General features: G+C 66.8%; 16 protein-coding genes. 5 read left to right on the top strand and 11 right to left on the bottom strand.

Annotation, left to right across the window (positions count from 1 at the left end; genetic code table 11):
• Positions 1–70: 70 nt before the first annotated feature.
• The 7 genes from tssG to ACOJTB_RS02920 form a co-directional block, all read right to left on the bottom strand.
• Positions 71–1,081 carry a type VI secretion system baseplate subunit TssG gene (tssG, locus tag ACOJTB_RS02950; RefSeq protein WP_420101023.1) on the bottom strand — a complete coding sequence of 337 codons (1,011 nt, stop codon included), beginning with the start codon at positions 1,079–1,081 and terminating at the stop codon, positions 71–73.
• Complete coding sequence (tssF, locus tag ACOJTB_RS02945; RefSeq protein WP_420101022.1) at positions 1,078–3,024, bottom strand: type VI secretion system baseplate subunit TssF; 1,947 nt, start codon at positions 3,022–3,024, stop codon at positions 1,078–1,080. The genes tssG and tssF overlap by 4 nt, the downstream gene beginning before the upstream one ends.
• An 8-nt stretch (positions 3,025–3,032) precedes the next feature.
• Positions 3,033–3,578, bottom strand: a complete 546-nt coding sequence (gene tssE / locus ACOJTB_RS02940; protein ID WP_420101021.1) for a type VI secretion system baseplate subunit TssE — start codon at positions 3,576–3,578, stop codon at positions 3,033–3,035.
• Positions 3,579–4,243: 665 nt separating this feature from the next.
• A complete protein-coding gene (locus tag ACOJTB_RS02935) occupies positions 4,244–4,738 on the bottom strand; it encodes an Hcp family type VI secretion system effector (RefSeq protein WP_420101020.1) in 495 nt (164 codons plus the stop codon).
• 153 nt (positions 4,739–4,891) lie between these two features.
• The gene (gene tssC, locus ACOJTB_RS02930) at positions 4,892–6,403 is read right to left on the bottom strand and encodes a type VI secretion system contractile sheath large subunit (RefSeq protein ID WP_420101019.1); all 1,512 of its coding nucleotides are present in this window, start codon (positions 6,401–6,403) and stop codon (positions 4,892–4,894) included.
• Between the two features lie 10 nt (positions 6,404–6,413).
• Positions 6,414–6,941: a type VI secretion system contractile sheath small subunit gene (gene tssB, locus ACOJTB_RS02925; RefSeq protein WP_420101018.1), complete on the bottom strand. Its 528-nt coding sequence runs from the start codon at positions 6,939–6,941 to the stop codon at positions 6,414–6,416.
• A 70-nt stretch (positions 6,942–7,011) separates the two neighbouring features.
• Positions 7,012–8,412 (bottom strand): type VI secretion system protein TssA, encoded by a 1,401-nt coding sequence (locus ACOJTB_RS02920; RefSeq protein ID WP_420101017.1) that lies wholly within the window; start codon positions 8,410–8,412, stop codon positions 7,012–7,014.
• Positions 8,413–8,594: 182 nt separating this feature from the next.
• Between ACOJTB_RS02920 and ACOJTB_RS02915 the strand changes: the two genes are divergently transcribed.
• The 5 genes from ACOJTB_RS02915 to ACOJTB_RS02895 all read left to right on the top strand — a co-directional run bounded on the left by ACOJTB_RS02915 (position 8,595) and on the right by ACOJTB_RS02895 (position 15,831).
• Positions 8,595–10,502, top strand: coding sequence for a type VI secretion system Vgr family protein (locus ACOJTB_RS02915; protein ID WP_420101016.1), 1,908 nt, complete (start codon positions 8,595–8,597; stop codon positions 10,500–10,502).
• 9 nt (positions 10,503–10,511) lie between these two features.
• Positions 10,512–11,060 (top strand): DUF6931 family protein, encoded by a 549-nt coding sequence (locus ACOJTB_RS02910; protein ID WP_420101015.1) that lies wholly within the window; start codon positions 10,512–10,514, stop codon positions 11,058–11,060.
• 211 nt (positions 11,061–11,271) lie between these two features.
• Positions 11,272–12,918 carry a type VI secretion system-associated FHA domain protein TagH gene (tagH, locus tag ACOJTB_RS02905; RefSeq protein ID WP_420101014.1) on the top strand — a complete coding sequence of 549 codons (1,647 nt, stop codon included), beginning with the start codon at positions 11,272–11,274 and terminating at the stop codon, positions 12,916–12,918.
• Positions 12,919–13,013: 95 nt separating this feature from the next.
• Positions 13,014–14,489, top strand: a complete 1,476-nt coding sequence (locus ACOJTB_RS02900) for a M23 family metallopeptidase (protein ID WP_420101013.1) — start codon at positions 13,014–13,016, stop codon at positions 14,487–14,489.
• Entirely contained in the window at positions 14,476–15,831 is a 1,356-nt protein-coding gene (locus tag ACOJTB_RS02895; RefSeq protein WP_420101012.1) for a tetratricopeptide repeat protein, read from the top strand. The genes ACOJTB_RS02900 and ACOJTB_RS02895 overlap by 14 nt, the downstream gene beginning before the upstream one ends.
• A gap of 24 nt (positions 15,832–15,855) precedes the next feature.
• On the opposite strand, the gene ACOJTB_RS02890 is transcribed toward ACOJTB_RS02895, so the two are convergent.
• The 4 genes from ACOJTB_RS02890 to tssM all read right to left on the bottom strand — a co-directional run bounded on the left by ACOJTB_RS02890 (position 15,856) and on the right by tssM (position 23,067).
• The gene (locus tag ACOJTB_RS02890) at positions 15,856–17,586 is read right to left on the bottom strand and encodes a serine/threonine-protein kinase (protein ID WP_420101011.1); all 1,731 of its coding nucleotides are present in this window, start codon (positions 17,584–17,586) and stop codon (positions 15,856–15,858) included.
• Positions 17,587–17,815: 229 nt separating this feature from the next.
• Positions 17,816–18,592, bottom strand: a complete 777-nt coding sequence (locus tag ACOJTB_RS02885) for a PP2C family protein-serine/threonine phosphatase (RefSeq protein WP_420101010.1) — start codon at positions 18,590–18,592, stop codon at positions 17,816–17,818.
• A 10-nt stretch (positions 18,593–18,602) separates the two neighbouring features.
• Positions 18,603–19,295, bottom strand: a complete 693-nt coding sequence (gene tagF / locus ACOJTB_RS02880) for a type VI secretion system-associated protein TagF (protein ID WP_420101009.1) — start codon at positions 19,293–19,295, stop codon at positions 18,603–18,605.
• 151 nt (positions 19,296–19,446) lie between these two features.
• Positions 19,447–23,067: a type VI secretion system membrane subunit TssM gene (gene tssM / locus ACOJTB_RS02875; protein WP_420101008.1), complete on the bottom strand. Its 3,621-nt coding sequence runs from the start codon at positions 23,065–23,067 to the stop codon at positions 19,447–19,449.
• Between the last annotated feature and the right edge of the window lie 6 nt (positions 23,068–23,073).

Here is a 23,073-nt window from a genome sequence, read left to right as displayed (position 1 = left end):
GGTCACCGAAGACTCGTCCCGTTCAACAGCCCGTTCAGCGACCCTATCCATCCAGTCGATCGCCGAGGCTCTATGCCATCTTCCGCCGGAAGCGCTTGGCCAGGTTGAAGCGCGCATCCTTGCGGTATTCGTCCTTTTCCAGCGCCCAGTTCGGCGAGAGCCAGCCGGTCCAGCCGAGACGCCCGGAGGAGCCCAGGGCCATGCCCTTCGCCTCGCGCGCCGGCAGGCACAGCTCGACATCCCATTCCAGCTCGGGGCCGAGATAAAAATCGACCATGTCGGTGAAGGCCTGCGCCCTCGGGCCGACCGGCAGCAACTGCTCGAACGCCTCCAGACTTTCGGCATAAAGACGGATGCGGATCTTGTCCTGCACGCTATAGGCCGCCGAGCCGACCAGGATGTCGCGGCCGAGCGTGGAGAAACCAACACCCATGCGCGAGCACTGATCCGGCTCGAACATCAGGCGCATGCCGACGAACTCCTCGATCTCGGCCTCGACGCCGAACAGCGCCGTCAGCGCCCTGGCGAGCCGCGAAGCACTCTTGGTCTTGGCGCCCAGGAGGCCCGCGAAGGCCACCTTCACCAGATCATCGACCGTGTCGAGATCACGGTAGACATCCGAGCCGAGGCCGACCGCGCTGCCGAGAAAAGCCGTGAAGCGATCGCTCTCCGCCGGCCTGTCGCGATAGGCGATCGGGCGCGAATCCGCCCAGGCGCGGTAGAAGAGCTGGATGAAGCGGTTGTTGAAGAGGTCGAAGAAGCGCGCCAGAGCCGGATCGTCCGACTGGGCGAAGTGATAAGCCTCCTCGGTCACCCCCAGCGGCAGCGCGCCCTGCGGGCCGACGAGACCGAGAAAGCGCACATAAACGCCCAGGGCGCCGTCGGTGGCGCGCTCGGCGCGGCTGATATTGCCGCCACCATAGGCGAAGAACGGATCCTGCCCGAAGCGGGCGAACTCCTCGCGGCGCGCCGCGCTGTCGCCGATCCGCGGCCGATGCGGCGCGGCCTGCTCCAGACGGCGGCAGGCCTCGAAGAAGTCGTGCGCCTGCGGGTCGGCGAGCAGGTCGGCTGCCGGCTTCACAGCGCCGTCCTCGAACCGCTGCGGGGCGGCCACCGTGCGATCACGCCGCGCTCGGTCGTTTCGACCACGGTCTGCACGAAATGGTTCAGGCTGACATATTCGGCGAAGAACCGCTCCAGCACGGCGCCGAGCAGGAAGGCGCCGCTGCCCTCGAAAGCCTTGTCGTCCAGCGTCAGCCGCACCTCGATGCCGCGCGCGACACCCACGCCGGTGCGCTGCGGCAGCCTTCGAACCACCTCGCGCAGCGCGACGCTGCGAATCCCGCGGATGCGGCGCTCCATCACAGGGTCGTCGAGATCGGCGAAGAGCGAGAGCGTCTCGCGCAGCGCGCTGCCATCGCTGCGGCCGACGCCGAGATGGTTGAGGTTGAGCAGATTGACGAGCCGCCACGCCATGCGACCCGATGTCGAGACCCGCGGGTTCTCGTGGCGCCAGAGCATCGGCGGATCGCGCGGCGGCGTCGGCGCCACGACGGCCGCGATCTCCAGCGCCGCATTCTCACGCAGCCTGAAATCGGTGCCGCCACGGCCCACGGGCAGGAATTCGGCCAGATGGCGGTTCGAGCAATAGGCCACCACGGAAAGCTCCGGCTTGCCGGCTTCCCCTCCCCCGCTGGGCGGGCTGAGCGAGATGTACGTCTCGGTGCCGGCATAGCGGGCGGCCGACTCGCCCCGGCGCTCGCGCGCGGTGCGCTTGCGCTCAAGCCGGCGGATCGAAAAGAACAGCTTGTCGCTGCCGGCCGGCTCCAGGGTCGAGCGGTAGATCGGCTGAACACGCTGCTTCTGCTTCTGCCCGGCCTGGTGCAGATAGACGTCGATCAGGCGATGCGGCTCGAAGCCCAGCATCTGCGTGCGGTCGGGCACCACCTGGTATTCGTGCTGATTGGCCTTGATGGGGATGCGGTCGCAGGTCTTCTTGAAGAGATTGACCGCAGGGACCGCATAAAGCGCGAACATCGCGGGATCGACGGCCGCCGCCAGACGCGGATTGGCCTGACCGAAGGTGAATACGAGGTCGACCGACCGACCGCGCGCTGCGGCCAGCGCCTTGCGCAGGCCCCTGATCCGAAAGCCCATGAACTTGCGCGGAAAGACCGTATATTCCTGCAGCAGTTCGAAGCCGCGGAACTGGCGCGCCTCGTAAGGAAGAAGGGCCTGATCCGCATCGAAGCCGATCTGCTCGACGCACTCCTTGCCGAGGCGGATGAAGCGGGCGTCGCCGAAGCTGTCGAGATAACGCAGATGAACGCCGTTCAGATGCGCGAACATCTGCTCATAGAGAGCGATCGCATCCGCTTCCGGCCCCACCAGATGAACGGGGAGCGTGTCGATGGCCGTGCCCGCGACATCGGCCGCCGGGTCCTTGGCCCCGTCCGCATCGTTCGGCTCATCCTCGGCCCGCGCCACCATGCGCAGGCGCAGCGTCAGCCGCAGGCCCGCCGCATCCTGCCCGTCGGCGTTCAGGCCCAGGGCCTGGATCGGGGCCAGTGAAGGCATATACTCCGCCCGCGGGATGTCGAACGGGCCGTAGACCACATCGTCGCAGAGGCTGAAGGTGCAGGCGATGTTGCGGTCCTTGTCGAGATAGACCGCGTCGATCAGGCTGCCCTTGGCGATGCGCTTGCCCGATTTCAGCTCCGGATCGCCATAGGGCGGGCGGATCTGCGCCAGCATCAGCGACGGTGTCGGGGCCAGATAGTTCGGCAGCAGCTGGTCGATCAGGTTGAAGGTGAATTCGGAGAACTCATGCTTCAGCTTGAGCTGGACGCGCGCGGCCAGCAGAGCGGTGCCCTCCAGCAGGCCGATGACCATGGGGTCGCCGCGGTCCCGAGCCAGACCGCCCAGGCGATCGGCGATACCGGGAAACTCCTCCGAAAACGCCGCGGCCTGCTCGTAAAGGAGCGATAATTCCCGCTTGTAGAACTCGACCAGCTCCCGATCCATCGCCCGACCTAGCGTCTGCGAATGGCGAGCTTGCCGCTCGTGACTTCGAGATCGGCGACGAATTCCACCGGTATCGCGACCGGATCGCAGGCCATTTCACCGGTGACATTGAACCGGATCTGCAGCACGCCGGCATCGGCGGTGCGGTCGCGCGCGACATCGACCGTCTTCTCGATGAGGCGCGGCTCGAACCGCGCGATGGCGGCCTTGATCTCGTCGACGATGTCGGCCACCCGATTTTCGTCGATCGTGCGGTTGCCGATGTCGGTGAGCCCGAAATTGACGATGGAGTCGCGGACCTGCGGGGCATCGTCGAGGTCGAGCGTCGAGGCCAGATTGATCGTGTTCATCAGCAGGTCGAGGTCGCGCGTCAGCTCCTCGCGCAGCTGGATCTCGTTGATCGCAATGCGCATGGATTTGCGGGAGGACAGAGCCTCCTGGCCGGCCGCATTGGTCTGGCCGACATGGACTCGCGAATCCCTGGCGCGGTGCGCATCGCGGAACGCGAACATGAGAGGTGAACTGAGGCGGGTCTTCTTCCGACGTTCAGCCATCGCACTCTTCTGCTGCCAACGGCCGACGACACCGCCGCCGTCCGGGCTCTTCTGCCAGATATCCGATAGCCGGCAAATTTCCGACCCACGCCTGCATGGAAAGGACCGATCGAGATCGCCTCCTCCTCGCCGGGACATTCTTGGAGCTGGAGGAACGAGCGCCGAAAGCGAAAACCGCGATCGAAGCCTATCCTGTCCGGCTTCCCGGGCTCGAGCCTCGTAGCCGAGAAGCGAACGCCACTTTTCGGGACGATCCGCTTCTCCAGCCTTGTCCCAGAGCGCGATGCCGACGCCCGTTCGGCAACGCGGTGGTCTGTTCAGGCCGAACCAACGCGCCTCGCGATCGGCGGACCCGGCACCCCATCCACCCATCCGCGATGGCTGGCGCCCGCAAAGCAGGGCCGATCCGCAGAGGCTAGACCGCGACCTCAGCCAGAGTTCGCCGACAACCCCTCTCGACACCCCCGCGCCGAGATCGGCTGACGAGCGTTGCCTCTGCTGTCCGAAACCCCTCACCCAGCGATCGGGACGAAGCCGCGTCGGCGAACGAAACCAGCGTCGCCAGTGCCTTTCCCGGGCGCAGCGCAGCATGGCGGCGCCTTATTCCCGCAGCTCGACACCTCACCCGAGGAGAAATGCGCCTCGGGTGAGGCGAAGCAGTCGTCTTACCAGACCTTGTTGGCCTTGGTGTCGTACTTGGCAGTGACGGTCTTGCCGACGTTGCCCTTGGCGTCCTGCTGGTCGTATTCCATCTTGATCTTCGTATAGTTGAACGAAATCTGCTCGACCGGGAGCACATTCGAGCCGTCGGAGGCGCCGGTCTGGTAGGAGGAGATCACCAGATCGTTGAAGGTCACCTTCAGATAGGCCTTCTGGCCGCCGTCGCCGGTCGGCTTGCGGCAGGTCAGCTTCGCTTCGCCGATATGCTTGCCCGTCGCGCAGGACTGCATGAGGACCGGCGAGGCCTTGCTCATCTGCACGACGAAGTGGAAGTCCTGCATGTTGACCTTGCCCGAACCGGCGCCGGTGCCGAGACCGCTGGAACCCGAGTTCGTCGCACCCCAGGACCAGGAGATGAGCTGAAGCTCGTTCTTGTTGCTGGCATCATCGGACTCGCCGTCGATGCCTTCGATTTTCAGGAAAAAGTCAGCAGATGCCATAACAAGCTCCATCTTTGACGGACCGCCGCACGACGTCCGTTACAGTTCGTCCTGCCTACCGTCTTAATCCGGCAAAGCATCGTGGAAAGCACAACTTGCGAGACGTCTATAGCGAAGAAAAGGCGAGTGATAAAGACATAACGCGATACTCTCTCAACTCTTGGGCGCCGGCAGGCGTGAGACCAGGCTCATACCGATATCCATGCCTTCGAGCTGATAATGCGGCCGAAGGAAGAAACGGGCATTGTAATAGCCGGGATTTTCCTCGTTCGGGGTCACCTCGACGCGACCATCCGCCAGCGGGCGCGAGGCCTTGGTCGATTCCGAGGAATTCGCCGGATCACCGTCGATATACAGGTTGAGCCAGTTGGTCAGCCAGCGCTCGAGTTGCTCCTTCTCGAGATTCGAGCCGACCTTATCGCGCACCATGCACTTCAGGTAATGGGCGAAGCGCGACACGGCGAAGATGTAGGGCAGACGCGCCGAGAGATTATCGGCGGCCGTGGCCTCCTCGGTCCGCCCGGTGGCCTTGTCCATCTTCCGCTTGGGCAGATAGACCGACTGGGCGCCGATGAAGGCCGCCTTGTCGGTATTCTTGCGATGGATCAGCGGGATGAGGCCGGATTTGGACAGCTCCGCCTCGCGCCGATCCGTGATCGCGATCTCGGTCGGGCATTTGAGATCGATGCCGCCATCATCCGTCGGGAAGGTATGAACCGGCAGGTTGATGACTTCGCCGCCGGACTGCACGCCGCGGATGCGCGTGCACCAGCCGAACTCCTTGAAGGCCCGGGTGACGTTGACGCCCATCGCATAGGCGGCGTTCATCCACCCGTAATTCTTGCCGTCATGGCCGTCCGTATCCTCCTCGAAGGCGAACTCCTCCACCGGATCGGATTTGGAACCATAGGGCAGGCGGGACAGCACGCGCGGCATGCACAGGCCGAGATAGCGGGAGTCCTCGGCGTCGCGCAGCGACTTCCAGGCCGCGTAATCGGGCGTGTCGAAGAGCTTGCTGAGATCGCGCGGATTCATCAGCTCGGTCCAGCTGTCCATTCCGAGCAGGTTCGGATGGGCGCCGGTGAGCAGCGGCGCGTGCGCCGAGGCGGCGATCTTCGTGAGGCCGCGCATCAGCGTGACGTCGAGCGGGGCCTGGCTGAAATAATAGTCGGCCACGATCGCGCCGAAGGGCTCGCCACCCAGCTGCCCGAACTCCTGCTCGTAGACCTTCTTGAACAGCGGGCTCTGGTCCCAGCGGGCGCCGGGATACAGACGCAGATCGTCCAGCAGCTCCTTCTTGCTGGCGTTCATCACCTTGATCTTCAAGGTGGCGTCCGTCTCCGAATTCATCACCAGATAATTGAGGCCGCGCCAGGCGCTCTCGATCTGCTGAAACTCGGCCGCGTGAATGATCTCGTTCATCTGCTCGGTGAGCTTGCGATCGATCTGGGCGATCATCTCGTCGAGCGTGTCGAGCACATCCCCCTTGATCAGGGTGGAATCGGCCAGGGCCTGGTTGACCAGGGTCGAGATGGCACTGTCGACGGCTCGCGCAGCGTCCTCGTTGCGCGGGCGGAAGCTCTGCTTGAGAACCTGGCTGAACTCGTCGAGGTTCTGGGTCGTCGTCTCGACGGCCGATTGGGCGTTCTGCAGTTCGGTGGACATGAGCGCGGCCTCAGCCTTCCTGCTTGCTTGTCTTGCCCATACGGTCGCGCAGGGCCTCCATCAGGGCGGGGTCCTTGAGCAGATCGCGCAGCTTGGCCTCGGCATCGGCCTTGCCGTCCATGTAGAGCTGAAGGTTCTTCAGCTGTTCGCGCGCTTCCAGCAGCTTCGCCAGGGCCGGAACCTGCCGCGCCACTTCGGCAGGCTTGAAATCGTCCATCTTGTTGAAACGAAGACTGACGGAGAGCTTCTCGTTCTCGGCATCGCCGAGCGTATTCTTCACGTTGAAGCGCACACCCGGCTTGATCGCCGCCATGCGGTTGTCGAAATTGTCCATGTCGAAGTCGAGGAAGGCGCGGTTGGCCATATCGGCCTTCTCGGAGCCCGCATCGTTGCCGGACAGGTCAGCCAGGACGCCCATGACGAAGGGCAGCTCGACGAGCTTGTCCGCATCATAGGGGTCTTCATAGGTGATGTGGACGCGCGGAGCACGGTTGCGCCGGATGAATTTCTGGCCGCTGTCGGACACCTTGACCCCCATGAAAACCGAGCGCGACGAAAGATTTAGTCGCCGGCAAATATTTTGTTAAGACCGAGGATGCCCCACTTCGTCAGTCCTCGTCAACATGCAGGGCGGAGGCCGGCAGCAGATCGCGCAGCAACGCCGTGAAATCGCGGCCGGCCATTTGACGGGCATGCTCCACCATTAGTGGAATAGGGCTCGATGGCTCGGCCTGACGCAGGAACGCAGCCGCCGCCTCCAGCAACGCCAGAGCATCGCGGCGCGTCCGCGCCTCGGGCGCCGCCGGGCTTTCGGCCGCGGTCACCTGCGCTTCAACGCCCTCGTTCTCGTCGGCCCCCTCGCCGCTCTCGTCCCAGCCGCCGCCGGAAGCGGACGCATCCTCGGACCCGTCGGACGGCAGCAGCTGTGAGAGGCGCTCGAGAGGCAGCTCGATCGGCAGGCCGCGCACGGGCCGGATCGCCGCCTGGCCCGCCAAAGACGGCGAAAGAGCCGAAAGAACCTCGAAAAAGCTGCGGCCGAGCAGCGCCCTCGTCTGGGCCAGCAGCATGCGGACCGGACTGGACGGCTCGTGCCTGACGAAATAGCGCTCGGCGGCGAGCAGCGCCGCCGCCACATCCGGCAAGCTGGCCATCGCTTGCACCGACATCGGCCCGGAATCGGACGAGCTCGATCCTCCCTCTCCGGCATCGCCGGCCTCTTCGGCGCCCCCGGCTGACGCAGGAGCCAGGGACGGATCCTTTTCGGCGACGACCCGCTGCAGCGTCTCGACCAGCTGCTTGGCGACGCCCTTCAACCTGTCGAGGCTGAGCCCGGCGGCGCCGCTGGCATGGGCATCGACCGCCTGCTCGACGCGCGCAACCGCGCCCGAGAGGCGCTGGGCGTGGTCCCAGGCGGCGGTGACATCGGCCGCTTCGGCATCCTTGATCGCGCTGGCGAGGTCGCCCGCCGTCGGCACGCGCTCCATCTCGTCGCTGTCGGGGTTGCGGCGGGGCTGAACCTTGCCCTCGGACAGGAGGAACGAGCGCAGGCTGACATGGCCGATGCGGCGCGAGCGGAACAGCGGCGCCACCTGCAGAGGCAGCACCGTATGCGGGGCGTCGTCGAGCGTCTGGAGGGCGATGACCCGCATGACCGGATCCTCGCCGAGCAGATCGGGGTGCAGCCCCTCCCAGCGCTCCTCGAGCCAGCCCGCCAGCACCTCGACGCAGCGGGTGAAGGAACCGAGATCCTGGTCGAGAATGAAGAGCTTGGCCGCAGCGACCAGCAGGCGCAGATCCGCAGTTCTCTTCAGCAACGTTCCGGCGGTCGCGATGTAGCTTTGCAGATCCGCATCGCGCCGATTGAAGCTCAGAAAACTCTCTGGAAGAACACCTTCGATCTGCGCCAGGAAACGCATGAATTCGGCGTCCCCTTCCAGCTCCAGATCAGGACCGCAAGGCAAGTCCACTGAGACGGGGGCGACCAGCGCCTCGAACGGAAAGGCCGCCATCGACCGATATCCACCTGATGATTAGTCGGATCAATTTACCCGGCCGCGAAAAACGCGACCAAACTCGACGATCTGCATTTTTTTGAGTAACGTCAATTCACACCTTGCGGGCACCGGAGTTCACGGTCGAGATGATATCACGCGGCACGCAACGGCTTCGGCTCGCTGAGCTGACCACGCCGTTGGGGACGGACACGCTTCTCCTCACTTCGTTCACCGTCAATGAGGGGCTTAGCCAGCTTTTCGAGATCGATGTGGATTGCGTCAGCCACGATGCCGAGATCGACTTCGGCGCGGCCGTCGGCAAGACCTGCTCGATCCGCCTGACGACGGTCGCCAACAAGACGCGGTACTTCTCGGGCGTTTTGTCGAACGCCTCCTGGTTCGGCGAGCGCGACGGCGATTTCGCCTATCGACTGACCCTGCGCCCCTGGCTGTGGATCCTCACCCGAACGAGCGATTGCCGGATTTTCCAGAACCAGTCGGTGCTCGAGATCATCAAGACGGTGTTCGACGATCTGGGTTTCAAGGATTACGAAATCCAGGCCTGCGAAAGCTATCCGACACTCGAATACTGCGTGCAGTATCGGGAGTCCTCGTATCATTTCGTCACCCGGCTGATGGAGCGTTTCGGCCTCTATTTCTATTTCAAGTTCGAGGAGAGCAAGCACACGCTGATCATCGGCGACAGCAAGGGCTCGCATCAGGCGATCGAGAACCTGCCGGAGTGCCGCTTCATCGGCATGGGGGAACGCACGCGCGACGACGAGGAATATCTCAACAGCTGGCTGATCAGCCGCAGCTTCCAGTCGGGCAAGGTCACGCTCAACGGCTATGATTTCGCCTCGCCCAAGGCGAGCATGCGCCATCTGCAGACGGCGCAGGGCGGCTACGAGCGCGACGATCTCGAACTCTACGACTACCCCGCGACCTACAAGGCCTCGAACCGGGAGGATCTGGGGGCGAAATTCGCCCAGGCCCAGCTTTATGCGGCGCAGTCGCAGGATAAGAGGCGCGAGGCGGCCGGCAATGCCCCGAACCTGTTCCCGGGCGGGCTCGTCACGATGACGAAGCATCCGGTCAAGGCGGAGAACGCAGAGTTCCTGGTGGTATCGGCCTCGCATGCCTTTGTCGCCGAGCAGTATCGCTCGGGCGATGGCGGGGATGGCAGCTCCTATTCCGGCAGCTATGTTCTGCAGCCTTCCGACCAGCCCTACAAGTCGCGCTCGGTCACGCCGGCGCCGGTGATCGCCGGCCCGCAGACGGCGATCGTCGTCGGCCCCTCGGGCGAGGAGATCCACACCGACAAGCACGGCCGGATCAAGGTGCAGTTCCACTGGGACCGCGTCGGCAAGAACGACGAGAAGTCGTCGCGCTGGGTGCGCGTCGCCCAGAACTGGGCCGGCAAGAGCTGGGGGGGGATCGTGATCCCGCGCATCGGCATGGAGGTCGTCGTCGAGTTCATCGAAGGCGACCCGGACCGCCCGATCGTCGTCGGCTCGGTCTACAATGCCGACAACCCGGTGCCCTTCGCCCTGCCCGACAACAAGACGCAGAGCGGCTTCAAGACCCGCTCCTCCAAGAGCGGCACCGACAGCCACTACAACGAGCTCGTCTTCGAGGACAAAAAGGGCGCCGAATTCGTCCGCTTCCATGCGGAAAAGGATCTGATGTCGACCGTCGAGGACGGCGAGACCCGCACCGTCAAGGGCAAGAACAAGAAGTCCGCGGGCGAGACCACGCGCGGCACGACCATCGAGAGCGGCGACGATGTGCTCACCGTCTCGACCGGCGACAGCAACACCACCATCGGCCGGCACCAGACCCTGACCGTCGCGGAAAACCGGACCGCCACGGTCGGCAACAACGAGACGATCTCGATCGGCACCAATCAGTCGGTCACCGTCGGCAGTACCATCACGATCGAGGCCGGGGCGAAGATCGTGCTCAAGGTGGGCGCGAGCACGATCACGATGACGGGCAGCTCCATCGAGATCAAGACGCCGAGCCTGACGACGAAGAGCACCTTCACGGAGATCTCGGCGGACGTCCAGATCACCGAAAAGGCCGGCCTCATTACGCTCAACTGAGAACTCTCCATGTCCGGTCTTCGTTTTCAAACTGCGGCGGAAGTCTTCGAGGCTTTCCCCGACATGGCCGACGACATGGTGAGCGGGCCGGCGGATACTCCGCCGGTCGCATTCGTAGCCCAATTGCAGGCCACGGCCTCGCCGGAGGATGCGATCACCTTCTGCGCCTATGCGTTGGACCGGCGGCGCGCCGTCTGGTGGGCGCTGGAGTGCTCGCGCACGCTGGACCCGCCCACGACCTCCGAAGCGGAGATCGCCCTGCGCACGGCCGAGGCGTGGGTGCGCGAGCCGGAGGAATACCGGCGCCTGGCGGCGCTGCGGATCGGGATGACCGGGCGCCGGGATCTGTCGGCCACCTGGGTGTCCCTGGCCGCCGGGGGCTCGGGTGGCACGCTGGCGACGGGTGCCGAGCCCGGCCCGCCGGTGCCGCCGCAAATGTGTGCCAAGGCAGCGCGCGCGGCGACGCTGATTGCGCTCTCAACCATTCCCGTCCGGGAACGGAAAGCGCAGCTCGGCCGCTGCCTCGATATCTTCCGCAACCTGGTCAAGACGGACTGAGCCTCCCGCCTGCGGGCGGCGGCGGATGGCGCCGCAGGACTGAGGCTCGTCCGTCACGGCCCGGCAAGCGGCGAGAGTGTCGCACCCTTCCGGTCACAGCCAAGATGATCTATCTCCTTGATTGAGCGTCGCATTCGTCCGGTGGTATCTGCCTCCTGCCGGCCCGGCGCTCCAGACGACGACGATCAGAGACTGCGGGACACGACAGCGCATGCCCCTCCACCTGACCATCGAGAACGAAACCTCGCTGCCCGATGGCGGCCCCGTCTCGATCAGCGTCAATACGCGGCGGGGCATCGATATCGGGCGGGACCAGTATCTCGATTGGGTGCTGCCGGACCCGACACGGTTCATCTCGGGCAAACATTGCGAGGTTCGCTACCGCGACGGGCATTACTGGCTGCAGGACGTCTCCACCAACGGGACTTATATCAACGGCAGCGAGTACCGGCCCGACGGGCCGCATCCGCTGCGCTCGGGCGACCGGCTGGAAATCGGCCGCTACCTCATCGCCGTCGTTGTCGAACCCGACGCCGAGGAGATGGCGCAGCCTGGGCGCATGGAGGGCGTGCAGCAGCCGGCCGGAGGCCTGTGGGATCTCGACGGCCCCGCCGCGCCGGCCATCAATCCGCAGGAGTTGCGGGTCTCCAGCATCTCGCGGGGCCTGTCGGGGCCCGATCCGCTGGATTGGGTGAGCGACGTGCCCACGCCGCCGACCTTGCCGGATAGCGGCTGGGACTGGACGCCCCCGCCCCCGGCGCGCAACACCGTGCCACCGGCGGAACCTCCTGCCGCGCCGTTCTCACCGGCCCCGCTGACCTTCGCCGACACCTCGGGCGCACAACTGCCAGGCTCGCCGGGCGCCCCGATCGACGAACGCGCCCTGCCCCAGGCCACCCTGCCCCCGCTGGGAGCGCCCATGGTTCCGGCGCCGCAGCCCGCGGGCTTGCCGCCCGCTCAGGCGGCGCCCTTGCCGGAGGCGCCCTTCCCCGAGGCGCCGCTCGCCACCACCGCCTTCGCTCCCCAGCCGCAACAGCCCCCGGCCGCGCCGTTCGCCATGGCTCAGGCGCCTGTCGCCGCGCCCTTTGCCCCGGCCGCTATGCAGCCCGCCATGGAGGCGATGCCGGCTGGTGTCTCACCTGCCAGCGCCGCGCCGATGGCTGCGGCGCCCGTGCCCGTTACGCCCCCCGTCGCCATGCCTGCGCCCGCAGCGGGACCCGTGCCAACGCCGGTCATGCCGCCCGCGCCCTACCCGGCCATGCCGGCGCAGGAGGCCGGGGCTGCCGCCGAACGCTTCCGGCACGCCTTCGCGCGCGGTGCGGGGATCGACCCGAGCGCGATCGCCTCCCACAGCGACGAGGCTCTGGCGGAGATGGTGGGTCTCTTCGTGAGGCTCACAGCCGATAATCTGCGGCAGCTGCACATCGCCCGCGCCCAGTCCAAGGGCGCGATGCGCAGCTCGAACATGACGATGATCCAGGCCATCGACAACAATCCGCTGCGCTTCTCTCCGACGACGGAAGATGCGCTGCGGATCCTGCTCGGCCCGCCGACGACGAGCTATCTCGGGGCCAACAAGGCGCTGGAGAGCAGCTTCGGCGATCTGAAGCGGCACCAGGTCGCGGTTTTCGCAGCCATGCAGCAGGCGCTGAACGAGCTCACGGCCGATCTCGACCCCGACCACATCGAAGCCTCGATGGAGGACGGCAAGGGCGTCGGCTCCTTGCTGCGCTCGCGCCAGGCGCGCCATTGGGAGCATTACCGCACCGTGTGGAAGGCCAAGGTCGGCAAGTCCGAGCACGGCATGCTCGACGTCTTCATGCGGCTGTTCTCGTCCGCCTACGACAAGAGCGGCTGAGCGCGAAACCGCGCATGCGCGATTGACTTTCCCTTGGGAAGACAGAGAGTCGCGCACGGCGGGGAATGAGCGGTTCGGGTCCGAAGCGGAAAGCGATGTCGCGCAGACAGCGAAACAAGCCGGCGGATGCCGCGCCTGCGCCGCCGCCAGAAAGCCGCCGGCGCGCCCGGCTCGTCGCGCAGACGCCGCCCCCCGCCACCATCCGCCAGCCGCGCACCCTCGCGGTCGGCCTCGGTTCCATCGTCAGCGTGCTCGTCTTGCTCGGCCTTCTCGCCGCCTGGAGCATCGGCATGACGTTGATCCTGCTGTTCGGCGATCGGATGTCGGACAAGCTGATCACCCAATCCAGCGAAATGCAGGATTCCTACGAGCAGCGCCTGCAAGGTTACCGGGCGGAGATCGCGCGGCTGGCGCTGGAGATCGAGCAGTCGCGCTTCGACCAGACCTCCGTGGAGGGTCGTGTGGTCGAGATGGGGCGACGCCAGCGCCTGATTGAAGCCCGGCTGCAGGCCTTGAAGCGCCTGTCGGACCTCGTCGGCACGGCTCCGGGCGGGCCGCCGACCCTGACGCCGGGCGGAGCGGCACCCGCCGGCCCGGCTCCTGCGCCGGCCGCTCCGCAGCCGCCGGCGAAGCGGACTTCGTTCGGCGAGGACAGCCCGGCTCCCGAGGCCCCGGTCTGGACCGCGCCGCTGGACGAGGGCACCGCGAGCGCGCTGATCCACAAGGCGCAGCTCGGCGCCCCCCCGGCGGTCGAGCAGGCTCCCACGCCGATCTCCGACGAGATGGAGCAGTTCCTCCAGCGCATGGACCGGGCGCTGACCAATGCCGAGCAGACCGAAACGCAGATCCTGCAGGGGTTCAACCGATCCTTCGAAGGAAGGGTGGAGCGCACGCGCGGGGCGATGTCGCTGCTGGGCCTGACGCCCGAGGCGGTATTGCACTGGCGGGGCCGCAGCGACATCGTGCTGCCCAACATCATCCTGCCGCTTTCCGACCAGCAGACGCCCTTCGGGCTCGCCGTCGCGCGGGTGCGCCAGAATTACGGCATTCTCTACGGCTTCAAGCCGGTCATCGACCAGATGCCGGTGACACGGCCGACGGCCACCGATGTCCGCTATTCGAGCGGTTTCGGCTATCGCAAGCATCCTCTGCTGGGCACGCAACGCCTCCATGCCGGAATCGACATGGCCGCGCCGATCGGGACCGTGGTGCGCGCGGCGGGCTCCGGCACCGTGATCAGCGCAGGCTGGGGCGGCGGCTACGGCAATCTGGTCCAGATCGACCATGGCAACGGGCTGATCACGCGCTATGCCCATCTCTCGCGCATCGACGTGTCCCCGCAGCAGCCGATCGGGCGCGGTCAGGTCGTCGGATTGATGGGGACCACGGGGCAGTCGACGGGCTCGCATCTGCATTTCGAAACGCGGATCCAGGGCAACCCGGTCAATCCGGCGTGCTTCATGCTGGCGGGAGACCGTATCCTCGGCGCGCAGCCGATCCCCTATGGCTGTGAAGATCCGCCGCGCTGGAGCAGCCGGAAATCCTCCGAGGACGAAGATGACGACAGCTGAGCCGGCGCCGGACACCCTTTCGGACGAGGAACCGATCGAGCATGTCGCGCTCTCGCTGGAGGAGGCGGTCGATCTCGCGATCCAGTTCCTGCGCGCCGGAAACGTCGCCACCGCCTTGCCGATCCTCGCGGAAGCCGAACGGACCAAGCCGGACGACGCCGTGATCCAGCATTTCCACGGCATCGCGCTCAGCCAGAGCGGCCAGGCCGAGGAAGCACTGGCCAAGATGGAGTCATCGCTCCGGATCGAGCCCGCCATCGCGGGCTGGTGGAACAATTACGGCAATGTGCTGCGCGGCTGCGAGCGGCTCGACGCGGCGATCGACGCCTATAAGCAGGCGCTGGAGCTCGATCCGGAGTTCCCGGAGCCCTACAACAATCTCGGCATCGTCCAGCGCGCACGGCGCAACCTCTCGATCGCTGAGGCCTGCTTCGCCAAGGCGATCGCGCTCAACCCGGACTATGCCGATGCCTACGCCAATCTCGGCAACCTGCTGGTGGCGCGCGGCGAGGGGCTGCAGGGCGTGAAGATGCTGTTCCGCGCGGTGACGCTGTGCCCGCATGACGGCACCTCGAAGCGGGCCCTCGCCTATGCCTATGGCGAGCTGGGCGAGGTCGACAAGGCGCGCGACATCTATCGGGAATGGGTGAAGGACGAGCCGGACAATCCCATCCCCCGCCACCATCTGGCGGCCGTCGAGGGCGCGGCGCCGGGTCGGGCGAGCGACGACTACGTGCGCAGGGTCTTCGACAGTTTCGCACCCAATTTCGACACCAAGCTCGATCAGCTCGGCTACCGCGCGCCGGAGCTCGCGAACGCCCTTCTGCGCGAATGGGCGCCGGAGCGCGCCTCCGGACTGTCGATCGCCGATCTGGGTTGCGGCACCGGCCTTTGCGGACCGGACCTGCGCGCGCGCGCGCGCCAGCTCGTCGGTGTCGATCTCTCCGGCGGAATGCTCGAGAGGGCGCGTGAGCGGGGCTGCTATGACGAGTTGATCGAACAGGAGCTGACGGCCTTCCTGAACGAACGGCCGGCGGCCTTCGATGCTCTGATCTGCGCGGACACATTCTGCTATTTCGGCGAACTCGGTGCGGCGCTCGCGGCGAGCGCCCGGAGCCTCAAGCCGGGCGGCGCCATCGTCTTCACCGTCGAATCGCTCGCCGATGGCGACGATGGCATCCGCCTGGCTCACCACGGGCGCTATGCCCATGGCCGGCCTTATGTGGAAAAGACATTGCGCGAGGCAGGCCTTGTCCCCAGCCGGATGCTGCACGAGATCCTGCGGTCGGAATCGGGCCACGACGTCTTCGGCTACGTCCTGCTGGCCGAGAAACCGGCCTGATCGGGCCGAGATGCCTCGCCACACTCAGTCGTAGGTGACCACCTGCGCGGTCACGCTGACCCCATCCGACGATGCCGGCAGAATTCTCATCAGGTCGGCCAGCGGCGCACCGGTCGTGGCCGAGCCGAGGCTGAACAGGGGCAGCGGCTGCGACGCGGCGATGGCGATCAGCAGCTTACGGGCCGGCTTTCCGCGCGCGGGATCGTCCAGCCGCAGATCGAGTTGCATGCCGTCGCCGCCCGGCCGCAATTGCGAGGTCAGATTGCGGACGCTGCCGTCCTCGTCCACCACCAGCAGGCCGAGGCTGCGCCAGCCGCCGCCGGCAATCGTTGCGACCGCCCTGTCTCCGGGCTTGAGCGCGGCTTTGGGCAGGCGCAGGTCGAACCCAGGCTCGAAGCGCCCATCCAGCTGCTGCAGGACCGGCACGGCCGGGCACTGCGCCGGCAGGATGGTGCCGGCCGTCACGCTGGCCTCGAAACCGTTGACCTGGGCGAAATCGGCCTGGAAGGCGCGCACCGCATCGGGGCTCGCCGACAGGGTCGCAACGGAGGCCGACCGGGGCGTGACGTCGAGCGGGCGCGCGAAAAGGCAGGGATCGGCATCGTAATAACGGATGTAATTGACGATCCGCTCGGCCTGGCTGAGCGGCGCGGCAGGCGGCGTCATGACGGCGGGCGGCGCGTTCAGAGCGGCCGTCTCGGGCGGCGGCAGGCTCGGGAGCGAGGCCGTCTCCTGCGATGACTGAGGGCGGCCGGCCGGCTCGCGCAGCATGAAGTAGCCGCCTGCACCCGCTGCCGCGAGGGCGATCGCCGCTCCGGCCATGAGGGCGACGCCGGATTTGGTGCGGGCGCCCGCCTCGGCACCCTCAGCAGCCTTTCGGCCGCGCGGCTTGACGGCCGGTGGCGTCCAGACCCATTCGGCGACCTCGACCATCGATTCCGGCCGGTCCTTGGGGTCCGGCGCCAGCATCCGCGCGATCAGCGGCTGCAGCCGGTCGTCGATCTCGCTGAGATCGGGCACCACGCGCCGTTTTTCGATGACGTCGGCCTGGCTACCGCTCATATCGATCGGCTTGCCGCGCAGGCATTCGGCGAGCACCAAGCCGAGGCTGTAGATGTCGGAGCGCGGCGTCACCTCGCCGCCGAACATGCCGAGCTGCTCGGGAGAGACGTAATTGTATTTGCCGGCGAAACCATCGCCGATGACGGTCGCCTGGCCGAGCTTGGTCGAACGCGCAATGCCGAAATCGATGATCTTGGCCTTGCGGACGTTCTCCTCCGGCAGAATGACGTTGTCCGGCGAGATGTCGCGGTGAATGATGCCCTTGTCATGGGCCGCCTGCAGGCCGGCCGCGAGGCGCTGGCGCAGCTCCGTGGTTTCCTGCACCGTCAGCGAGCGGCGCGTCAGCAGATCCGACAGCGAGCTGCCTTCCACGAACTCCATGGCCAGATAGGCCCGGTTGATCGTGCGGTCGATGCCGAAGATGTAGTAGCGGACGATGCTGTCGTGATGGAGGTGGTGCAGCGCCGAGGCTTCCTTGCGGAACAGCGCCAGCACCGACTCGTTATCGGCGAATTCCGGCTTGATCATCTTGATCGCGACCGGATCGCCGGTCTCGACCAGCCGGCCGCGATAGATCTCGCCCATGCCGCCGGCGGCGATCTGGAGCTCGACCTCGTAGATGTCGTTGAGGCGCGTGCCGGGCTGAACGCCGGTGCGGGAAGGGCCTCGGAACTGGACGACGGTCTTGTTCACGGCGCGCCCGCCCGCTGCCGGTGGTCCCGCGCAAAGGCGAGCGCAGGCTTGCGCGTCGATGCGCGCCCTCCGCCTTCCCGCCCCTGCCTCGCGACCGGCCTCACCCGCTGCGTCCCTCGTCTCCGCGCGCGTGCGCGCCCGCAGCCCCATACCCTCGCGCGCCCGAAGGGGCGCGGCCGGCATGCTCCACCATCGCGCTGGAGTCTTCGATGGCCGGATACCCTAGCACTCAGGCCGCCGAGCCCGGAATGAAATGCGTCGCCTCGACACGGTGGCACCGGATGATGATGATCGAGACATTGTCCCGCGCACCACGCGCCAGCGTTTCGGCGATCAATGTATCACAGGCATCCTGCGACCGCCGCCCTGCCAGCCGCGCGGCAATCTCGGCATCGTCGAGATGTCCGGTCAGCCCGTCGCTGCAGATGAGGAAGGTGTCCCCCGGCTCGATCTCGCCCTGGCGCAGTTCGAGCCCCGGATCGTCGAAAATGCCGATGGCCCGGGTGATGACGTTGCCGCGCGGGTAGGTCCGGGCCTGCTCGCGCGTCAGCACGCCATTGTCGATCAGCTCCTGCACCTCGCTGTGGTCGCGCGAGATCTGCTCGAGCTGCCCCGCGCGCAGGCGGTAGACCCGGCTGTCGCCGGACCAGAGGCAGGCGAAGCTGCGCTCGAAGATCAGCAGGGCGGCGACCGTCGAGCCCATCATGGCCCCGCCGCGCTCCTCCGACAGGGTGTGGATGCCGAAATTGGCGTGGTTGATGCGATCCTGAAACCGCGCGACGAGATCGCCCGCCGAAACCGCCGGGCCGATCGATTCCAGCGCCTGGGTGACCGTGCTGCTGGCGAGCTGCCCCGCCTCGTAGCCGCCGACGCCGTCGGCCACGGCCCAGACGCCGATATCGGGCGAAGCCAGGATGCTGTCTTCATTGGCCTGACGGACGAGGCCCTTATGGGTCGCGGCCCCGGTCTCGAACTTGATCGCGATGTCGCGCGGCTTGTTCTGCATGGCGCGCTCCTCAGGCCGATGCGGGAGCCGGCACGGCGGCCCCGGCCAGCAGCGTGGACATGATGTTCGGGTCAGGCAGGCGCGAGGCCGTCGCCACCGTCGGCGGATAATCGACGCCACCGATCGTCCAGAACCAGCTGCGCAGGGCGGCATCCTCCCGTTCCCGCCCGGCATCGAGCGCCGCCATGCAGGCGGCCAGATCGAGCGGCTCGGCTCCCGGGAGGATCGCGGCGCCGAAGCGGGTGACGATCGGGCTGCTTTGCTCCAGATCCTGCGCCTCACCATCCGGCAGCGCCGCGAGGCGCGCCAGCACGGCGTCGTAATCGGCGCCATCGTCGATGGTGGAGAGCAGGAAATCCTCGGCGGCCTCGAACCAGGCGGTGTCATCGCCGGCGCCCGGCCGGGCAAAGCGCTGGCCGGGCGGCGCGCAGGTAAAGACGGAGAGCGGGAAATGCCGGCCGACCCCATCCATGGACGACATGAAGACGCCCCGCACCGCAACGCCGCAGATCGCCTCGCCGAGGCTGAAGCGCCAGAGCGGCGCGTGCAGATAGGCCGGCAGCCATTCGCCCTCCAGCGCGATCTTGCTGGCCTGCACGCCGCCCTGAAGCCAGGCCTCCCAGAGCAGGAGGAACTCCTTGGGCGTGTTGACCGAGATGAAATCGCGTTTGGCCGCGAGCTTGCCGAAGAGTCCACAAGGCATCGTTGCAACCTGACGTCTTTCCCGCTCCGATGGAAGCCGGGCGTGTCTAAAAGTCATTTGCGCGCGGTGGCGCAGGCTTGCATTGGCCCTGCGCCACCGAGGCCGGGAAGCGGGCTTCGGCCCCGGCGCGGTGGCGCTCACGGGGCGACGCTCAGCGCGCCACGGGGCAGCTGAAGCTGCGCAGCGCCGCCAGGGTGAAGGGGTTCGGCAAGGTCACGGGGTTGATGCGATATTGCACCTCGCGCCCGCCGACGCTCATTCGCGCCGTCATTTCCGAGCCCTGCGTGGTCACGTTGACGGCGTCGAGCAGGCGGAAGATGCCCCAAGGCCCCGGCCTCTGCAGCACGTTGGAACGGCCCTGCTGTTCCGGCAGCACGGTGAGAGAGGCTCCGCCCAGATTGACCGGGCCGGGCCACTGGAAGGTCACGACCGGGGCCTTTTGCGGCGGCGGCGTCGGCGCGGGCGAGGAGCCGAAGATCGAGAAGGACGGCGCCGGTGCCTTGGGGCGCTCCGTCACCAGTTGGTTGCTGTTGATCTCCAGCCGCGCCACATCGACATCGTCGGCGAGGCGCAGATTGGTGACGGCGAAGGAGAAACCCGGGGCGCCGCCCGGGAAGAACGCCGCCTTGATCTCGCTCGCCTGCTGGAAGCTCTGCAGCATCGCCGGCGAGAGCCGGCGCGCCACCGGGCTCGCCTGGTTCCAGACCCAGCTGCGGCCCGATGTATTGGCATATTGCGCGAGATTGGCCTGGAAGAAACGGTCGATACTGCCATTGGGCCCGAACAGCTTCTGGAAATCGTCCAGAGAGATCTCGCGGTTACTCGTGCGCACGAAGGGATAGGTGCCGTTGACGATCTGCTGGCAGGCCGCCGTGACCTGCTCGCTGACGCCCGCATTCAGCCGCGCGATGGTGGTGCCGGCTGCGTCGCTGTCGAAAGAGGCGGCCGCGGTTTGGAGCATCGCCTTGAACGGCTCGGGGAACCGGGTCGCCGTCACTTCCAGCGTCCGCAGGCTTTCGCCGAAGCGCTGGCGCCCTTCGGCGGAGCGGACCGGGTCGTTCAGCATGGTCAGCGAGCTGTAGACGTCGTTCAGCACCTTGATCAGTTCGTCGACCGGTCGACGGCTGCGGTCGCCCTCGACGATCAGGGCATAGGCGCGGAAGGCCTGCTCGACCTGGGCGCCGGGCGCCTCGCCACCGGGCAGGATGATCCGTGCCGGGGCGGCGGCCGGCGCTGCCGGCTGGCCCTGACCCTGTGCCTGGCCCTGCGGCGCCGGTTGCTCGCGGGTGAGCGCGGTTTCGGCCCGGATCGACTCGATCAGCTGAGTGATGGGAGACGTCGGCGAGGCGGCGGCCTGCAAGGCGAGATAGCGCGGCTTGTCCGCCGTCAGCGGCTTGATGCGCAGCTTGCGCAGCTCCGTCTGCCAGGCGGCGACGAATTCGCGCGAATAGCGCTCCAGCAGCGCCTGCGGCAGGTTCTCGACCTGAGCGACCACCGCGGCCTGATTGCCGACATCGCCGAGGACGCGCCGCTCCTGCCTGACCTGCTCGCCGACGCGGCCGATCTTGGCGAGGAAAGCCTCGTGGAAGCCGGCATAAGTATAGAAGAACGGCACGCGGACCCCGTCGAGGCCGGCGCTGTTCGCCGTTTCGAACACGAGCGAAACGTCCTGCCCGCCCTTGCGCAGGGCGATCCAATCCCGCGGAGAGTCGCTGCGGGCGGCGGCGCGCAGCAGTTCGAAGGCGCGGTCGGCCACCGTCATGCGGCCGATGGCGCTCTGCGCCTCCTGTACCACGGCATTGTCGATGTCGATCGCGCCAGGCCCCTGCAAGGTGTCGAGTTCGACCAGATGCGAGACATGCTCCATCAGCGCCTGGCGCCCGCCGGCATTGCCGGCGCCGGGGAAGAGCGTCTCGAAATCCTGCCGCATCCAGTCCAGCACGAAAGGCCGGTCCATCGGCTCGCGGCCGGCGATCATCAGATAGACCTTGAGCGGATCGCCGAGATAGCCCGGATTGGTGATGTTGGCCCGCATCAGGTCTTCCAGCCGGAACATGAGCCGCGGGCGCAGCAGGCGCTGGAGACCCTGATCATAGGCCGATTCCGTCGCGGCATTGAGGCGCGGGCGCTGGTCGAGGCCCATCTGGCCGGTCATCGGCGAGCGCTCGTTGCGCTGGGCATAGCCGGTCGGCATGTTGCGCAGATGGTGCAGGGCCGGCAGCACCCGGGCATAATCGTGATCGGCGATCATGGTCTCGTCGCGCAGGGGGCCGGCGACGGTCTTGTACTGCGTCACCGCCGCGAAGGCGTTCGTAACCAGATTGGTATTGTAGGCGTAGCTCAGCCACATCAGCGTGCCGATGCCGGCCGAGACGAGAAGCAGGGCGGCATAGCCGGCGAGCTTGAACAGCGAGGCACGGCGCACGGCGCGCAGATTGGTCGAGACCCAGCCCGCCTCCTCGAACACGACCTTCTTCAGCAGATCGGTGAGGAAGAAGCTCTTGCCGAGCCCGGAATACTGAACGGCGCCGACATTCTGCGTGCCGAAGCTGCGCGAGAGCGCGCCGACCAGCTGGTCGATCGGCGTGCCTTCCTGCGTGCCCGAGGTGAAGTAGAAGCCGCGCAGCGTCGCATTGGCATGATAGCGCGTGGGCTCGAAGACCCGGTAGAGGAAGTCGAAGACGGGCTTCTTCAGTGCCGCCATCTGGCTCGGGAAGCCGAAGATCTGCACCTTGCCCTGCGGCGGCACCTCGTCCTGGATGCGATCGACGACATCCTGGTTGAGCCGCTCGATCAGCAGGTCGAACTCGTCCGGCACGCTGGAGACCAGATTGGCGGTCTTGTCGTTGGTCTGGAAGGTGCAGCCCCAGACGACGCGGCGCTCCTCCTCGGTCAACGGGCCGAAGAACTCCATGAATCCGGCGATGAGATCGGCCTTGGTGAACAGCGCATAGACCGGGAAATCGATCTTCAGCCGCTCATGCAGCTCGGCGAGGCGGGCGCGAACCGCATCGGCATGCAGGCGAAGCTCGGCCTCCGGCAGCTTCAGCAGATCCTCGATGCTGATGCAGACGAACACGCCGTTGATCGGCTGCTTCGGCCGATTCTTGCGCAAGAGGTCGAGGAAGGAAAACCAGCTGCTCTGGTCGGCGCGGGCGTCGGAGTCCTGCGTGGTGTAGCGGCCGGCCGTGTCGATCAGCACGGCGTCGTCGGTGAACCACCAGTCGCAATAGCGCGTGCCGCCCTCGCCCGCGATGGCGCTGGGCGTCGCGCCGCCGCGCGCCAGCGGGAAATTGAGGCCGGAATTGACCAGCGCGGTCGTCTTCCCCGAGCCGGGCGGGCCGATGATGACGTACCAGGGCAGATCGTAGAGATAGTCGCCCTTGGCGCTGCTGGTCTTCTTCAGCGTCAGGATCGCATCCGACATGCGCCCCTTGAGCGTATCGCTGTCGTCTGCCGGAGCCTGGGGATCGCCGGCGCCCGCCGCGCCGGCGCCGCCGCCACCGAGCGAGAACCCGCCCGCCCCCGGGATCTGCTGGCCGAGGCCGGCGGCGAGCGCCGCCGTGGAGCGCGTGCGATAGACCACGTCGACGACGAGATAGACCACCGCCGAGGCACCCGCGAGCAGCGCCAGGATGCCGCGGGTGGCGACATTGTCGAGCGGGTTGGAGCCGCCGATCGAGATCAGCGGCCCGGCGAACCAGATCAATGCGATGATCGCCGCGACGCCGAGCGCGATGCTGACGATCTTCAACCAGCTCAACTTGCCCATGGTCAG

Origin of the sequence: Allobosea sp. (assembly GCF_048595345.1) — a bacterium.
Taxonomy (GTDB): domain Bacteria; phylum Pseudomonadota; class Alphaproteobacteria; order Rhizobiales; family Beijerinckiaceae; genus Allobosea.
The sequence above is the reverse complement of the archived record's forward strand: the minus strand, read 5'-3'. Positions and strand labels throughout refer to the sequence as shown.

Coding starts and splice junctions, on each gene's coding strand:
- tssF (WP_420101022.1), bottom strand. CDS start 3,024: ATGGATCGGGAGCTGGTCGAGTTCTACAAGCGGGAATTATCGCTCCTT.
- tssE (WP_420101021.1), bottom strand. CDS start 3,578: ATGGCTGAACGTCGGAAGAAGACCCGCCTCAGTTCACCTCTCATGTTC.
- ACOJTB_RS02935 (WP_420101020.1), bottom strand. CDS start 4,738: ATGGCATCTGCTGACTTTTTCCTGAAAATCGAAGGCATCGACGGCGAG.
- tssC (WP_420101019.1), bottom strand. CDS start 6,403: ATGTCCACCGAACTGCAGAACGCCCAATCGGCCGTCGAGACGACGACC.
- tssB (WP_420101018.1), bottom strand. CDS start 6,941: ATGGGGGTCAAGGTGTCCGACAGCGGCCAGAAATTCATCCGGCGCAAC.
- ACOJTB_RS02920 (WP_420101017.1), bottom strand. CDS start 8,412: ATGGCGGCCTTTCCGTTCGAGGCGCTGGTCGCCCCCGTCTCAGTGGAC.
- ACOJTB_RS02910 (WP_420101015.1), top strand. CDS start 10,512: ATGTCCGGTCTTCGTTTTCAAACTGCGGCGGAAGTCTTCGAGGCTTTC.
- tagH (WP_420101014.1), top strand. CDS start 11,272: ATGCCCCTCCACCTGACCATCGAGAACGAAACCTCGCTGCCCGATGGC.
- ACOJTB_RS02900 (WP_420101013.1), top strand. CDS start 13,014: ATGTCGCGCAGACAGCGAAACAAGCCGGCGGATGCCGCGCCTGCGCCG.
- ACOJTB_RS02895 (WP_420101012.1), top strand. CDS start 14,476: ATGACGACAGCTGAGCCGGCGCCGGACACCCTTTCGGACGAGGAACCG.
- ACOJTB_RS02885 (WP_420101010.1), bottom strand. CDS start 18,592: ATGCAGAACAAGCCGCGCGACATCGCGATCAAGTTCGAGACCGGGGCC.
- tagF (WP_420101009.1), bottom strand. CDS start 19,295: ATGCCTTGTGGACTCTTCGGCAAGCTCGCGGCCAAACGCGATTTCATC.
- tssM (WP_420101008.1), bottom strand. CDS start 23,067: ATGGGCAAGTTGAGCTGGTTGAAGATCGTCAGCATCGCGCTCGGCGTC.